This window comes from Cupriavidus sp. CPT47-8839-RL05A (genome assembly GCF_058792255.1).
Genome location: NZ_JBYTEG010000011.1, coordinates 1 through 15,297, shown reverse-complemented (window position 1 = coordinate 15,297; position 15,297 = coordinate 1). Strand labels below are relative to the sequence as shown.

General features: G+C 68.9%; 13 protein-coding genes. 9 read left to right on the top strand and 4 right to left on the bottom strand.

What is annotated here, in order from left to right:
• Positions 1 to 42: 42 nt before the first annotated feature.
• Positions 43 to 2,826, top strand: coding sequence for a hypothetical protein (locus tag AC3WVS_RS14980; protein ID WP_492319284.1), 2,784 nt, complete (start codon positions 43 to 45; stop codon positions 2,824 to 2,826).
• Between the two features lie 12 nt (positions 2,827 to 2,838).
• Here AC3WVS_RS14980 and AC3WVS_RS14975 read toward each other — a convergent pair whose 3' ends face one another.
• Positions 2,839 to 3,594, bottom strand: a complete 756-nt coding sequence (locus AC3WVS_RS14975) for an IclR family transcriptional regulator (protein ID WP_492319283.1) — start codon at positions 3,592 to 3,594, stop codon at positions 2,839 to 2,841.
• Between the two features lie 191 nt (positions 3,595 to 3,785).
• On the opposite strand from AC3WVS_RS14975, the gene AC3WVS_RS14970 reads away from it, so the two are divergent.
• From AC3WVS_RS14970 to AC3WVS_RS14935, 8 genes are all read left to right on the top strand, one after another.
• The gene (locus AC3WVS_RS14970; protein WP_492319282.1) at positions 3,786 to 4,826 is read left to right on the top strand and encodes an LLM class flavin-dependent oxidoreductase; all 1,041 of its coding nucleotides are present in this window, start codon (positions 3,786 to 3,788) and stop codon (positions 4,824 to 4,826) included.
• 216 nt (positions 4,827 to 5,042) lie between these two features.
• Positions 5,043 to 7,049 carry a sigma-54-dependent Fis family transcriptional regulator gene (locus AC3WVS_RS14965; protein ID WP_492319281.1) on the top strand — a complete coding sequence of 669 codons (2,007 nt, stop codon included), beginning with the start codon at positions 5,043 to 5,045 and terminating at the stop codon, positions 7,047 to 7,049.
• A 235-nt stretch (positions 7,050 to 7,284) separates the two neighbouring features.
• On the top strand, positions 7,285 to 8,364 hold the full coding sequence (locus AC3WVS_RS14960) for an ATP-NAD kinase family protein (protein WP_492319280.1): 1,080 nt from the start codon (positions 7,285 to 7,287) through the stop codon (positions 8,362 to 8,364).
• 71 nt (positions 8,365 to 8,435) lie between these two features.
• Entirely contained in the window at positions 8,436 to 9,437 is a 1,002-nt protein-coding gene (locus AC3WVS_RS14955; protein WP_492319279.1) for a thiamine pyrophosphate-dependent dehydrogenase E1 component subunit alpha, read from the top strand.
• Between the two features lie 36 nt (positions 9,438 to 9,473).
• Entirely contained in the window at positions 9,474 to 10,490 is a 1,017-nt protein-coding gene (locus AC3WVS_RS14950) for an alpha-ketoacid dehydrogenase subunit beta (protein WP_492319278.1), read from the top strand.
• Positions 10,490 to 11,614 carry an acetoin dehydrogenase dihydrolipoyllysine-residue acetyltransferase subunit gene (locus tag AC3WVS_RS14945; RefSeq protein WP_492319277.1) on the top strand — a complete coding sequence of 375 codons (1,125 nt, stop codon included), beginning with the start codon at positions 10,490 to 10,492 and terminating at the stop codon, positions 11,612 to 11,614. Before AC3WVS_RS14950 ends, AC3WVS_RS14945 begins: the two co-directional genes overlap by 1 nt.
• Positions 11,615 to 11,764: 150 nt before the next feature.
• A complete protein-coding gene (locus AC3WVS_RS14940) occupies positions 11,765 to 12,106 on the top strand; it encodes a carboxymuconolactone decarboxylase family protein (RefSeq protein ID WP_340525849.1) in 342 nt (113 codons plus the stop codon).
• Positions 12,107 to 12,152: 46 nt separating this feature from the next.
• Complete coding sequence (locus tag AC3WVS_RS14935; protein ID WP_492319276.1) at positions 12,153 to 12,914, top strand: lipoate--protein ligase family protein; 762 nt, start codon at positions 12,153 to 12,155, stop codon at positions 12,912 to 12,914.
• Between the two features lie 182 nt (positions 12,915 to 13,096).
• Here AC3WVS_RS14935 and AC3WVS_RS14930 read toward each other — a convergent pair whose 3' ends face one another.
• From AC3WVS_RS14930 to AC3WVS_RS14920, 3 genes are all read right to left on the bottom strand, one after another.
• Entirely contained in the window at positions 13,097 to 13,918 is an 822-nt protein-coding gene (locus AC3WVS_RS14930) for a hypothetical protein (RefSeq protein WP_492319275.1), read from the bottom strand.
• A 432-nt stretch (positions 13,919 to 14,350) separates the two neighbouring features.
• Positions 14,351 to 14,740: an OsmC family protein gene (locus AC3WVS_RS14925; RefSeq protein ID WP_010813534.1), complete on the bottom strand. Its 390-nt coding sequence runs from the start codon at positions 14,738 to 14,740 to the stop codon at positions 14,351 to 14,353.
• A 150-nt stretch (positions 14,741 to 14,890) separates the two neighbouring features.
• A partial coding sequence (locus AC3WVS_RS14920; protein ID WP_492319274.1) for a hypothetical protein occupies positions 14,891 to 15,297 on the bottom strand: 407 nt, incomplete at its 5' end.

The window sequence follows — 15,297 nt, the reverse complement described above, 5'->3', positions numbered from 1 at the left end:
GCCTATACTTGGCGCAGACCGACTGTTACCGGGAGGACGCGCATGGCCGCGGAACACCACGGAACCGGCGGATCCGGCGACGAGGCCACCCGCATCGCCCAGCGCCGCCGCCAGCTCGGCATTGCGCCGCGCGCCGGCGACGGCCAGCGCAACTGGGCCCTGGCGCTGGCCGGCGGCGGCATCCGCAGCGCCACCTTCTGCCTGGGCGTGATGCAGGCGATGGCGGGCACCGCGATGCCCGCCAAGGCGGCAGCGCCGGCCCCCGCGCCGGAAGCCGCGACACCGGCGGCGGCCACCGCCGCCGCGGCGCAGACCGTGCCGGGCCTGGCCTCGCTGCTGGCGCAGTTCGACTACCTGTCCACCGTCAGCGGCGGCGGCTACCTCGGCGCCTTCTTCGTCAGCCTGTTCGTGCCCGGCCGCCTGCGCCGCGGCGCGGGCCCGGTCCAGGCCGCCACCGACGCCTATCACACGCTGCAATGCGAGCCGCCGGGGCGCATCCATACCTCGGTGTCCTACGCCGCCGACCCTGGCCGCGGCGCGGTCGCATGGCTGCGCGAGAACGGCCGCTACCTGTCGCCCACCGGTGCCGGCGACAACCTCTATGCCGCCGCGCTGGTGGTGCGCAACTGGCTGGCCATGCATTTCGTGATCGGCAGCGCGCTGCTGGTGCTGCTGGCTGTGCTGGCGCTCGGGCAACACGTCGCGGTGGGGGTTTCCTACGGATTGGGGCGCTATGAGATGGACCTGCTGCACGACGCGCGCCAGGCCTTCAACCAGGGCGAATGCGCGATCTGGTGGAGCACGCTGCTGTGGCTGCCGCTGGCCACCGCGCTGGCTGGCGCGGTGCCGCCCGGGCTGGCCTACTGGCTGATCTACCCGCGCGCCAACGATCCGCAGGCGACGGCCCGCTTCCTGAGCCCCGCGCCGCTGCTCGCCACGCTGCTGGGCCTGATGCTGCTGGCCGCGGCGCGCTGGTCCGAATGGCTCGGATCGGGGCTGGTCATCGGCGAGCTCTTTGCCGTGCTGGGCGTGCTGACCCTGCTGGGCGTGCTGTGGTGCCTGGCGCTGCTGCAGGGCGAGCCGCGCACCGTGGCCGCCTACCGCGTGCGCACCACGCGCGCACTGCGTGGCGCGCTGACGCTGACCCTGTGGCTGGCGGCGCTGGGCATTGCCGACACCATCGCACGCACCGCTTACCTGTTTGCCCACCAGGCCCACCACCAGTGGGGCGCGGCGCTGCCCGCAACTGTGCTGGGCGTGCTGGTCTGGCTGGTGCACTACGGCTCGCGCTGGCTCGATGCCGGCCGCAAGGGCCGCGCCGACACGCCCTGGCGCGCGCTGTGCGCGCGGCTGCCGGTGTCGCTGCTGGCGGGCGCGGCCGCGGCGGTGCTGGCGCTGCTGCTGTTCGTGCTGTGGTCGTGGCTGGTGCTGTGGGTGCGCTGGGACGGGCGCGAGCCGGTCGACTGGCTGGTGTTCGGCAACGCCTATACCGGCCCGGCGCTGGCCACGTTCACCGTGGTGAGCCTGGTGCTGGCGCTGGTGGCGGGGCGCTTCTCCGGCTTCCTGAACCTGTCGACGCTGCAGCCGTTCTACGCGGCGCGGCTCACGCGCGCGTTCCTGGGCGCGTCCAACGGGGAGCGCTTCGCGGCTCCCGACCCGAGTGCCGACCGCGACGGCAGCCAGCGCGCCCGCTTCAGCGTGGCCGAGCCCGTGCCCGGCGACCAGCTCAGCCTGAACGCGTACTACGATCCGCGCGTGCTGGCGCCGCTGCACCTGATCAACGTCACGCTGAACCTGACCGTCGATCCGGCCGCGCAACTGGTGCAGCGCGACCGCAAGGGCATGCCGCTGTGCCTGGCACCCGGACCCTGCGTGGCGCAGGCCGGTACGGCGGCGGCGCTGCCGCCGGACGCCTACGCGCGCTTCACCATCGACGGCTGGGCTTGCTGCCCGGATGTGTCCTGGCCTTCGTCGGGCAAGCTGGCCGAATCGCGCACCGTGGGCGACTGGATCGCGATCTCGGGTGCGGCGGTGTCCACCGGCCTTGGGCGCGCGACCACGCTGGGCACCTCGCTGCTGCTCGGCCTGGCGAACCTGCGGCTGGGCACATGGTGGCCGTCGTATCCGGCCAGCCACGCGCGCGAAGGCGGGCGCCGGGGCCGCGCGCGGCGCCATCCGGAACGCGCCACGCATCCGTGGCTGGCCGCGGGCATCGCGCTGTTCCGCACGCAGTACTACCTGGGCTGCGAACTGAGCGCGCGCTTCCACGGCACGCGGCGCGGCTGGCAGTACCTGTCCGATGGCGGGCATTTCGACAATACCGGCGTGTACGAGCTGCTGCGCCCGGGCCGCGAGGTCGCGCTGATCGTGCTGTGTGATTGCGGGAGCGACCCCGACTACCGCTTCGGCGACCTGGCGAACCTGATCCGGCTGGCGCGCATCGACCATGGGCTGGAGATCGTGGTCGATACCGAGGCTGCCACCACGCACCCGGTGCTGAGCCGTGTCTTTGGCGTACCGGATGATTTCCTGCCGGGCGCTCCGACCGGCGACAAATGCGCGGTGCTGCTCAACGTCTTTCGCACCGGCCCGGAGTGCGGGGCGCCCCGCGCGCGCACCTGCCGCATCGTGCTGCTCAAGCCGCGGCTGGTGTCATGGGCGCCGGCCGACGTGCGCCACTACGGCGCGACCCATCCCGCGTTTCCGCAGGAGGCCACCGGCGACCAGTTCTTCGATGAGGCGCAATGGGAGAGCTATCGCGCGCTGGGCCATGCGATCGGCCAGCGCGTGCTGGGCGGGGCCGTGGGCAAGGCCCTGCTGGTGTGAGGGGACAGCGCGTCAGCGCACGAAGCCGATGACGTCTTCCAGCCGGCCGCTGGCATCGCGCAGCGCCTCCAGCAGGCGCGGCACCGCGGCTTGGTCCAGCCGCTGCTGCGGCCCGGCGATGGCGACCGAGCCCACCACCGCGCTGCGGTCGCGCGACCGCAGCGGCAACGCCAGGCCGGCCACGCTGGCGGCGGCTTCCTCGCGCGTATGGGCCCAGCCGCGCTCGCGCACCTCGGCCAGCTGCTGCTCGATGCGCTCGCGGTCCAGCGTCGTGTGGGGGGCGATGCGCGCCAGCCCCTGGCGGTAGACCTCATCGCGGAAGGCATCGTCCTGGAAGGCCAGCATGGCCTTGGCATGCGCGCCCGCATAGAGCGGGAAGCGCTCGCCCAGCTCGATCGAAAAGCGCAGCTGGTGCTGGCTCTGCACCAGTCCCACGCACAGGCCCTCATGGCCATCGAGCCACGACAGGAACACGGTCTCGCCGCTTTGCGCGGCGAGCTTTTCCAGCACCGGGCGCACGATCTCGTCGGGCGAGAAGCTTTTGCGCACCACCTGTCCCAGCTCGAACAACCGCAGTCCCAGCGAATATTTGCCGGTGACCGCGTCCTGCACCAGGAAGCCATTGGCGGCAAACGTCGCCAGCACGCGGTGCACCACGGCGTAGTGCACGCCGCTGTGCTTGGCCAGCTCGCGCACGCCCCAGGTCGGCTGGCGCACGGTGAAGTGCGTCAGCAGGGCCAGCGCACCGTCCAGTGTCTTGAGTGTCATCGCTTGTTCCTTGGCATCGGGCTGCATGGTACGGGCAAGCGCGGCGCGACTCAATCCTTCCCGCGCCCCCGTGATACCCACGCCGCCCGAAGGGCCGCGATCAGGCTGCCAGCACGATCGAGCCATGGTCTCTAAGATAGCGGGCCATACGCATTGCCCGCGTGCGGCACCAGCCGCCCGCCATCCACCACATGAATCACGACTCTATCCCCAACGGCGCAGGCGTGGCCTGGTCGGTGCTGGACCTGGCCCCCATCCCTGAAGGCAGCGATGCCGGCCATGCCATGCGCAACTCGCTCGACCTGGCCCGCCATGCCGAGCAGCTGGGCTACCACCGCTACTGGCTGGCCGAGCATCACAACATGCCCGGCATTGCCAGCGCCGCCACCGCCGTGCTGATCGGCTATGTCGCCAACGGCACCAGCACCATCCGCGTGGGCTCGGGCGGCGTGATGCTGCCCAACCATTCGCCGCTGGTGATCGCCGAGCAGTTCGGCACGCTGGCCTCGCTCTACCCGGGCCGCATCGACCTGGGCCTGGGCCGCGCGCCCGGCACCGACCAGGCCACTGCGCGCGCCTTGCGCCGCCACCTGTTGGCCGACAGCGCCGATACCTTCCCGCAGGACGTGGAAGAACTGCAGGCCTACTTCGACGACGTGCGCCCCGGCCAGCGCCTGCGCGCGGTGCCCGGCGCCGGGCTCAAGGTGCCGATCTGGCTGCTGGGTTCGAGCCTGTTCAGCGCGCAGCTGGCGGCGGCGATGGGCCTGCCGTTCGCCTTTGCCTCGCACTTTGCGCCGGGCTTCATGCGCCAGGCGGTGGACCTGTACCGGCGCACCTTCCGGCCCTCCGAAGCGCTGGACCGGCCTTATGTGATGCTGGGCCTGAACGTGTTTGCGGCCGAGACCGGGGACCAGGCGCGCCGCCTGTTCAGCTCGCTGCAGCAGCAATTCCTGGCGCTGGTGCGCGGCACTCCGGGGCAGCTGCGCGCGCCGGTGGACGATATCGAAGCGCTGTGGAACGAGAGCGAGGCCGACCATATCCGCCGCTCGCTGGCGTGCTCGGTGGTGGGCGATCCCGACGCCGTGCGTGCCGGCATGCAGCGCTTTGTCGATGACCTGCGCCCGGACGAGCTGATGCTGACCGGGCAGATCCATGACCACCAGGCGCGCCTGCGCTCGTTCGCCATCGCTGCCGATGCGGCGCGCAGCCTGAAGACCTCATCGGCGCTCTGAGCGCCTGCGGTCCTGCGGTATGGCGTGCGCCGCACTTGCGGCATGCGCCCGCGAGCGCCGCTCTAATCCTGTTTGCGTACCGCTGATCCGCTCGGATACATTAGAAGGCCCGAGACACAGAGGCGCGGCTTCCGCAGCACGCGCCCGACAGTCCGCCCGATCCATCACCCCATCCATCACCCATGGGGCCGACGGCAGCGACGACAGGAGACAGCGATGGACCTGCGGCAACGCGAGCACATCGAGACGGTGGTCCAGGCCACCACATACCTTGCCCCGCCGGCCGTGCTTGCGGACCGGATCGCGCACGACGCCATCATCCAGAACTCATGGCGCCGCTGCGTGCACCAGTACGGCCTGGATCCGTCGCGCATGCAGGAGGCGCGCATCTTGCCGCAGCCGCGCCTGCGCGAACACCAGGAACGCATCGACGACTTCGCGCGCATCGCGCGCCACGGCCTGCAGAGCCTGTATGGGCAGGTGGCGGGCCTGGGCTATGTGGTGCTGCTGACCGATGCCCAGGGCGTGACCGTCGACTATATCGGCGAGGCCCGCAGCGACGCCGCGCTGCGCCACGCGGGCCTGTACCTGGGCGCCGAGTGGAGCGAGAGCGGCGCCGGCACCTGCGCGGTCGGCACCGCCCTGGCCACGGGCCAGGCGCTGACGGTGCACCAGGCCGACCATTTCGACGCCACCCATATCCCGCTGACCTGCACCGCCGCGCCGCTGTTCGACACGCACGGCAACCTGCACGCCATCCTCGACATCTCCGCGCTGACCTCGCCGCAGGCCAAGGACAGCCAGGGGCTGGCGCTGCAGATGGTGCGCATCTACGCCGCGCATATCGAGAACGCCAACTTCCTGCGCGCGCACCGCCGCGACTGGATCCTGAAGCTGAACGTGGCGCCGGAGTTTGTCGACGTCAATCCCGAATACCTGCTGGCGCTGGACGAGGCCGGCCGCATCGTCGGCCACAACCACCGCGCCAGGCTGATGCTGGAAGGCGAGCTGGGTGGCGCACCGGGCGCCACCGTGCTGGGCCAGCGGTTCGAGACGCTGTTCGACGCGCGCCTGGAGGACCTGGGCCACTATGTCTATTCGCGCCCGAGCGAGCAGCGCCTGGTGGCGCTGACCCGCAGCGGCGGCCTGCTGTACCTGAGCGTGCTGCCGCCGGCGCTGCGCTGGCAGGCGCCGCCCGCCGAAACGCAGGTGGCGATGCCGGATGCGCTGGCGGCGCTGACCGGCGGCGATGCCGCGCTGCAGCAGCAGTTGCAGCGCGCTGCGCGCCTGGTCGATTCGCCGATCAACCTGATGATCCACGGCGAGACCGGCAGCGGCAAAGAGTTCCTGGCCAAGGCGCTGCATCTTGCCAGCGCCCGCCGCGGCGGGCCGTTCGTAGCGGTGAACTGCGCGGCGATCCCTGAAACCCTGATTGAAAGCGAATTGTTCGGGCACCTGCCCAACAGTTTCTCCGGCGCAGGCCCGCGCGGCAAGCGCGGCCTGATCCAGGAGGCCGACGGCGGCACGCTGTTCCTGGACGAGATCGGCGACATGCCGCGCGAGCTGCAGTCGCGGCTGCTGCGCGTGCTGGCCGAGGGCGAAGTGCTGCCTATCGGCGCCGCGCGGCCGGTGCCGGTGCGGCTGCGGGTCATTTCCGCCACGCACCACAGCCTGGAGCAACTGGTGGCCGACGGGCGCTTCCGCGAGGACCTGTACTACCGCCTCAACGGCGCGCGCTTCACGCTGCCGCCGCTGCGTGCGCGCACCGACCTGGACTGGCTGGTCCGCAAGCTGCTGCAGGAAGGGGGCGCAGAGGGCAGCGAGATCAGGCTGTCGCCCGCGGCACGCGAGCGGCTGCACCGCCACCGCTGGCCCGGCAACCTGCGCGAACTGCGCAACGTGCTGGAGTACGCGCGCGCGGTCTGCGCCGACGGCTATATCGATGTGCCGGACCTGCCTGACAGCCTGGCGGGACCCGCACCGTCCGCCGCCCTGCCGCAGCCAGGGCCCGCCCAGTCACCCGCTGCCGCACCGTTCGATCCGCACCAGTTGCCGCCGGAAGGCATGCTGCTGATGCAATACCTGCGCGCGTCCGGCTGGAACCTGAGCGCGGTCGCGCGGCAGATCGGCGTCAGCCGCATGACGCTGTACCGGCGCATGGAGCGCTACGGCATCCAGTCGCCCAACCGGCGCGACGGCGGCCCGGAGCCCACCGACGCATAAGCCGGCAGGCAGCACGGCGCACGCGCGCCATCCCTGCGATACGGTTGTCCATCCCCTGTACACCTGCGCTGTGACACCTGTCACAGCGCAGCGTCGTTTTTGCCCTGCCGCCTCGGGGTAATCCCTCGGATCCGACCCCGCCGAGGCCGCTGTTTCCCCTGTTTTCACTGCCTGCGCGCACTGGCACAGCCATTGCAAATACGCCTGGCAAGACAACGACAACAGGAGACAGGCAATGGGGCACGCAGCAGGCGCCAGCGCGCAGATCGCGCCAGTGGTCGGCATCATCGCCAACCCGATTTCCGCGCGCGACATCCGTCGTGTGATCGCCAACGCCAACAGCCTGCAGCTGGCCGACCGCGTCAATATCGTGCTGCGCCTGCTGGCCGCGCTGGCCTCCTGCGGCGTGGAGCGCGTGCTGATGATGCCCGACCGCGAAGGCCTGCGCGTCATGCTGGCGCGGCACCTGGCACGCCGGCAGGGGCCGGACTCGGGCCTGCCCGCGGTCGACTACCTCGACATGCCGGTCACCGCGCGCGTCGACGACACCCTGCGCGCCGCGCGCTGCATGGCCGATGCGGGCGTGGCCGCGATCATCGTGCTGGGCGGCGACGGCACCCACCGCGCGGTGGTGCGCGAGTGCGGTGCTGTGCCGATCGCGGGCCTGTCGACCGGCACCAACAATGCCTACCCCGAAATGCGCGAGCCCACCATCATCGGGCTGGCCACCGGCCTCTATGCCACGGGCCGCATTCCCCCTGCGCAGGCGCTGGCGTCGAACAAGCGGCTCGACATCGTCATCCGCGACGGCAACGGCGGCTTTCGCCGCGATATTGCACTGGTGGATGCGGTGATCTCGCATGAGCACTTCATCGGCGCACGCGCCTTGTGGAAGACCGACACGCTTGCCGCCGTCTACGTGTCCTTTGCCGACCCCGAGGCCATCGGCCTGTCATCCATCGCCGGGCTGCTGAAGCCGGTGGGCCGGCGCGAAGAGGGCGGCCTCGCGATCGAACTGGCCGCGCCCGGCGAAGGCGAATTCGACCTGTGCGCGCCGATCGCACCCGGCCTGATGTGCACCGTGCCGGTGGCCGGCTGGCAGCGGCTTGAACACGGCCGTCCCCATCGCGTGCGCCAGCGCAGCGGCATTGTCGCGCTGGACGGCGAGCGCGAGCTGGCATTTGGCCCGGACGACGAAGTCACCGTCACCCTGCATGACCACGCCTTTCGCAGCATCGACGTCGCGGCCTGCATGCGCCATGCCGCGCGCCACCACCTGATGCGCAGCCTGCCGCAGCCCGCCGCGGTGGGATGACGCGCGGGCACCGCGTCCGCCCGCTTTTCCCCTTTCTTGAAGTGCAACACCTGAAAACGAAGGAGACAGACATGACAGCCAGAGCTTCTCAAGATTCCGCAGCGCTGCCGCTCGACAAGGAGACGTTGCTGACGGTGTACCGGAAGATGCGCACCATCCGCGATTTCGAAGAACGCCTGCACGTGGACTTCGGGCGCGGCGACATCCCGGGCTTCGTCCATCTATACGCGGGCGAGGAAGCCACGGGCGTCGGCATCCTGCACCACCTGGACGATGGCGACCGCATCGCCAGCACGCACCGCGGCCACGGCCACTGCATTGCCAAGGGCGTCGATCCGGTGGCGATGATGAAGGAGATCTACGGCAAGAAGGGCGGCTCGTGCAATGGCAAGGGTGGCTCGATGCATATCGCCGACCTGTCCAAGGGCATGATGGGCGCCAACGGCATCCTGGGTGCAGGCGCGCCGCTGATCTGCGGCGCCGCGCTGGCTGCCAAGTTCCGCGGCAAGGGCGAGGTCGGCATCACCTTCTGCGGCGACGGCGCCTCCAACCAGGGCACCTTCCTGGAAAGCCTGAACCTGGCCGCGGTCTGGAACCTGCCGGTGATCTTCGTGATCGAGAACAACGGCTATGCCGAATCGACCTCGCGCGATTACGGCACCGCGGTGGACAGCTACGTGGACCGCGCCGCCGGCTTCGGCATCCCGGGCGTGACGGTGGACGGCACCGACTTCTTCGCGGTCCATGAAGCGGCCGGCGAAGTGATCCGGCGCGCGCGCGAAGGCGGCGGACCGTCGCTGCTCGAATGCAAGATGGTCCGCTTCTATGGCCACTTCGAGGGCGATGCGCAAACCTACCGCGCCGCCGGCGAACTCGACGACATCCGCGCCAACAAGGATTGCCTGAAGCTGTTTGGCCGCGCCGTGACCCAGGCGGGAGTGGTCGCGCGCGAAGAACTCGACACCATCGACCGCGAGGTCGCCGCGCTGATCGAGCATGCCGTGCAGGAAGCCAAGGCCGCGCCGCAGCCCGGGCCCGAAGACCTGCTCACCGACGTCTACGTCAGCTACTGATCCGCCACGCGCCAACCCAATATCAGGAGACAAACCATGGCTCGCAAACTGAGCATCAAGCTGGCGATCAACGAGGCGATCGACCAGGAAATGACCCGCGACCCCAGCGTCATCATGCTGGGCGAAGACATCGTCGGCGGCGCCGGCGCGGACGGCGAGAAGGACGCCTGGGGCGGCGTGCTGGGCGTGACCAAGGGCCTTTACGCCAAGCACGGCGACCGGCTGCTGGACACGCCGCTGTCTGAATCCGCTTACGTGGGCGCCGCCATCGGCGCCGCGGCCTGCGGCATGCGCCCGATCGCCGAGCTGATGTTCATCGATTTCATGGGCGTTTGCTTCGACCAGATCTTCAACCAGGCGGCCAAGTTCCGCTACATGTTCGGCGGCAAGGCCGAGACCCCGGTGGTGATCCGCGCGATGGTCGGCGCGGGCTTTCGCGCGGCCGCGCAGCACAGCCAGATGCTGACGCCGCTGTTCACGCATATCCCCGGCCTGAAGGTGGTGTGCCCGTCCACGCCGTACGACACCAAGGGCCTGCTGATCCAGGCGATCCGCGACAACGACCCGGTGATCTTCTGCGAGCACAAGAACCTGTACGGGCTGGAGGGCGAGGTGCCCGAAGGCGCCTACGCGATCCCGTTCGGCGAGGCCAATATCGTGCGCGACGGCAAGGACGTGTCGATCGTCACCTATGGGCTGATGGTGCATCGCGCGCTCGAAGCGGCGGCAACGCTGGCCAAGGAGGGCATCGAGGCCGAGATCGTCGACCTGCGCACGCTCTCGCCGCTGGACATGGACACGGTGCTGGAATCGGTCGAGAACACCGGCCGCCTGGTGGTCGTGGACGAGGCCAGCCCGCGCTGCAATATCGCCACCGATATCTCCGCGCAGGTTGCGCAGCAGGCCTTCGGCGCGCTCAAGGCCGGCATCGAGATGGTGTGCCCGCCGCACACGCCGGTGCCGTTCTCGCCGACGCTGGAGGACCTGTACATCCCCAGCGCCGCGCAGATCGTCGCCGCCGCGCGCAAGACCATGAAGGAGGGCAAGCACTGATGGCAACCGAAATTTCCCCCACGATTATCCCGATCGTGATGCCCAAGTGGGGCCTGTCGATGAAGGAAGGCACGGTCAATGCCTGGCTGGTCGACGAAGGAACCGTGATTACCGTGGGCCTGCCGATCCTGGATGTGGAAACCGACAAGATCGCCAATGCGGTGGAGGCGCCCGACGCGGGCACGCTGCGCCGCAAGGTGGCGCAGGCCGGCGACGTGCTGCCGGTGAAGGCGCTGCTCGGCGTGCTGGCACCTGCGGAGGTGAGCGATGCGCAAATCGATGACTATGTCGCGGCTTATGAGACGCCGGCGGACGACGCTGGCGAAGAAGACGCCGCTGCCGCGTACCAGTTTGCCGACGTCGACGGCATCCGGGTCCGCTATGCCCGCAAGGGTGGCGGCGCCGAAACCGTGCTCTTCATCCACGGATTTGGCGGAGACCTGGACAACTGGCTGTTCAACCTCGATCCCCTGGCCGACGCGTACACCGTGGTGGCGCTCGACCTGCCCGGCCACGGACAGTCGTCGCCGCGGCTCGCGGGCGCGACGCTGGCGCAGATGGCCGGCTTTGTAGCGCGCTTCATGGACGAGACCGGGATCGAGGCGGCGCATGTGGTCGGCCATTCGATGGGCGGCGGCGTGGCGGCGCAACTTGCCGTCGATGCACCGCAGCGGGTGCTGTCGGTGGCGCTGGTGTCGCCGGTGGGCTTTGGCGACGCCGTCAACAGCGGCTATACCGAAGGCTTCGTCAGTGCCCAGTCCCGGCGCGAGCTCAAGCCCGTGGTCGAACTGCTGTTCGCCGACGCGGGGCTGGTCAGCCGCCAGATGCTGGACGACCTGCTGCGCTACAAGCGGCTGGACGGCGTCACCGAGGCGCTGACGGCGCTGGGGCAGGGGCTCTTCGGCGGCGGCCGCCAGAGCGAGCAGCCTGGCCAGCGGCTGGCCAACAGTGGCAAGCGCGTGCTGGTGGTGTGGGGAGGTCAGGACCAGATCATCCCGGTCGCGCACGCTGAAGCCGCGCCGCCGGGAGCCACCGTCAAGGTCTTTGCCGATGCTGGCCACATGAGCCAGATGGAGAAGGCCAATGACTTCAACGCGCTGCTGAAGATGCATCTGGCCGGCTGATGCCGCGCGCGGATGGCGCCGCCCAGGGCGCCATCCGCGNNNTACCTACCCCCCCCCCCCCCCCCCCCCCCCCCCCCCCCCCCCCCCCCCCCCCCCCCCCCCCCCCCCCGCGGCCAGCTCGCCTTGTTCGAATTCAAGACAGGAGACCTCATGACCACAGACCTGAAGACCCGCCTGACCGAGATCAACAAGCAATTCGGTGCGCTCGGCCAGGCCCAGCCCGCCGCCATGAGCGCCTTCCAGGGCGTGATGAAGGCCGCCACGCAGGACGGCAGCCTGCCCGCCGCCGTCAAGGAACTGGTTGCCGTCGCGCTGGCGGTGCAGAAGGGCTGCGACGACTGCGTGCTGTTCCACACCAGCCAGGCGCTGCGCCATCGCGCCACGCGCGAGCAGCTGGCCGAAGTGCTGGCCATCAATATCGAGATGGGCGGCGGACCGGGCGCCATGTACGCGTCGAAGGCGCTGGCGTACTTCGATGCGCTCAATGCCTAGTGTTGCTAGACTCGGCACGTTGCCATCCGGAGGCTGGTGCCATCCCATGCCGTTTGAATTTGTCGATGCGGCCCATGCCGGGCAGGCGGGCAGCGACCCGCTGCAGGATGAGCTGGCCTTGCTCGACCTCGCGGCACAAGGCCGGCAGGTGGCGCAGCTGTGGGAGGCGCCGCTGTCGCTGGTGGTGCCGCGCACCTACCTGCGCCATGCCGCGCTGGAAACCGCGCGCGCCGACTTCGCGCAGCAGGGATGTCCGGTATTCCTGCGCATGTCGGGCGGCGGGCTGGTGCCGCAGGGCCCTGGCATCCTCAACCTGAGCCTGGCCTACACAGTGGAACAGCCGCCGGGCGCGCGCAGCGACGCGGTCTACCTGCACTTGTGCGAGGTCATCGGCGACGCGCTGCAATCGCTGGGCGTCGACACGCACTGGCAGGCGGTGGCCGGTTCCTTCTGCGACGGCCGCTACAACCTGGCCTGGGGCCCGCCCGAAGCCGCGCGCAAGATCGCCGGCACGGCGCAGTACTGGCGCCGCGCACCCGCGGCCATGCAAGCGCCCGACGGGCAGCGCCACCTGGTGCTGGCCCATGCGGTGCTGCTGGTCAGCGCCGACCCCGTGCAGATCAACGCGCGCGCCAATGCGTTCGAAGCTGCCATCGACAGCGGCCGGTGCTATGACGCGGGCAAGGTCGTCAGCGTGCGCGAGGCATTGTCGGCCAGCGGCCGCGCGGTCGATGACGACGCCGCGCTGATGGCGCAGGTATCGGATGCGCTGCGGCGAAGCGTGGGGCAGACGCCGCCACCGGCGTAGCCGCTTGACCGGGCGGCGCTAATTGGCGATCCCAAAAAAAATCGCGGCCCACGCGGGGCCGCCAAAAATCGGGAATGCGAGGCGTGTCAGATGCCTCAGGAGACGTTATCGACACAATGCGGGCCACCGAGACCCCACTTCGGTGGGGTCTATCGAGCACAATCATTGAGGCGAGTGATCGCTTACGCGATCAGGTAGGCAGAGTGCGGATCCGGCCGGATGGCAGCGCGCAGCTTGCGCACGCTGGCTTCCAGTTCGGCATGGGCGGCATCGAGCCAGGCCACCCGATGGCGCACCGGATCCTTGGCCGACAGGTCGCTGGCGGCGATCTCGCGCAGGAAGTAGCGCACCATGCTGCCGGCGCGCGCCGGCACGGGCATCATCCCCAGCAGTTGATGCTTTCCCAGCAGCCGGCGGCTGACTGCATGCCGCAGCCCTGCCCAGGCGGTACGGCCCAGCGCGATGTACAGCGCATCCGTGCGCATCTGGCGCACGGCTCCCAGGAACTGCGCTTCGAATACCTCGCGCAGCATCGGGGTCTCCAGCAGTTCTTCCAGTGGGCCGTCGAACGCCAGACCGCGCCGCGTGGTGGCATGCGGCAGCAAGGCAAGCGGTTGCAGGCGCTCGAATCCATCGTTCCACAATGCCGCGGCGTGCGGCAGGCCGACCAGTTCGGGCACCCGGAAGTGGTCGAGCATGCGGATCAGGTTAGGCCGCACCAGCTTGCCGCCCAGTTCGACGCGCCGCTTGTTCTCGCGCTGAATTACGCTGCCAGGTGCATGGGCGCGCATCAGTTCTTCGGTGACGGCGGCGGCCAGCCGCACATGGGCGTGGCCGGGCGTGGTGCTGACCAGCACCAGAGGTGCCTGGATGTTCAGGTATTCGCAGGGCACGTAGTGCATGGCGTAGGTGCCGTCCTGTGCCACCACAACCGGTTTGGCGATCACGCCGACTGCGCCCGCAAGCCGAACCTGCGCGCAATACGCTTCGATGAAGTTGGTCAAGGAATCCCCCCGCTCGCTTCGATGTATCGGCGCTTTCTGTTGGCGCCTTCTACTTGTTCTGCTTTCCGTTCATGGTAAGCCTGCGGTGCATGGCAGATAAAGCGTACGGCGCCGGTTTGCCCGGAAAGCGACGAAACCTTGGTGGGCCAGCCAACACACCGGGGCAGGATGCCCCTCGAACGGGTGGGGCACGCGCCTGGTCCACGCCAGGTACGGTATCGCACCACGTGCGTCAGGACGATGACATCGGGCAGGAGGGAATCGGCCGGAACGGGGCCGCCGCGACGGTAGGTCGCCGGAAAGAAAAGACCGGACACGTCCGTGTCCGGTGAACCCATTTGCTGACTCAGGACGTGTCACAGCCTGAGGCATAAATGATAACGATTATCATTTGGGCTGACAATAGCAGAGAGCGGGATCTTGCCAGGGTGGTCAGGCAATCGACGTCTGGATGGAAAACTGTCCCGACAAGGTCTTGTGCACCGGGCAGCGATTCGCCACGCGGAGCAGGTCATCCAGGATCTGGGGCGTGAGTTCTCCGCTGACCTTGACCTCCCGGTTCATGGTGTAGGTCCCGTTGGCCTCTTCATGACCGACCGATACATGGACTTCGGTGATGGCGTAGCCCTTGCGTTTGGCGTACAGCTGCAAAGTCAGCGTGGTGCAGGCGGCCAGGGCCGAATCCAGCAGGTCATGCGGGTTCGGGTATTGGGTGTCGCCGCCGGCAGATGCATCCAGGTCGGCCTGCCACTCGGCAGTCCCGTTGGTCAGGTGGCAGATGCTGTTGCCCTGGCTTGGTTGCCAGGTCGCTTGGATAGTCATCAAACGTCCCCATCTATAAAGAGCGGCCCGGTGGGCCGGAACAGCCATTCTATAAGCAGCGCCCGACGACAGCTGAAGTGGCTTGGAATGCGTTTTTTAGGCGGGTTGGCTTTTTTTCGAAGAACCCCTTGCCAACCCCGCTGCGGTCACTTAATATTCGCCCCCTCGCAACACAACGCAGCGCTGCAAAGCAGACGCAGCAAGGGTTGCGGGGTCGACCGGGATGGTTGGCGCAGCGAAGTTGGCGCGCTGGCCGCAGCAAAAAAAGATGCTGAAACGGTTGACGAAACGAGGAAAGCTCTGCATAATCTCGTCTCTCTGCTGCAGACAACGCAGCAGCGCTGAACGGCAAAGCCGGCGGCGAAGTTCTTTAACAACCAAACAACCGATAAGTGTGGGCGCTGGGTAGCGGACGCCGCTGTCTTCGGACAGTGTTGCTTCACAAGTTATACAGTGCTCGCACAGCAAAACGTGACTGGATCTTCGGATCTGGTCAGTCAGTTTTCTGAGAGTGAGCGACCGCTCGAAAGAGCGAGGGAGCCGCGAGGCTTCCACAC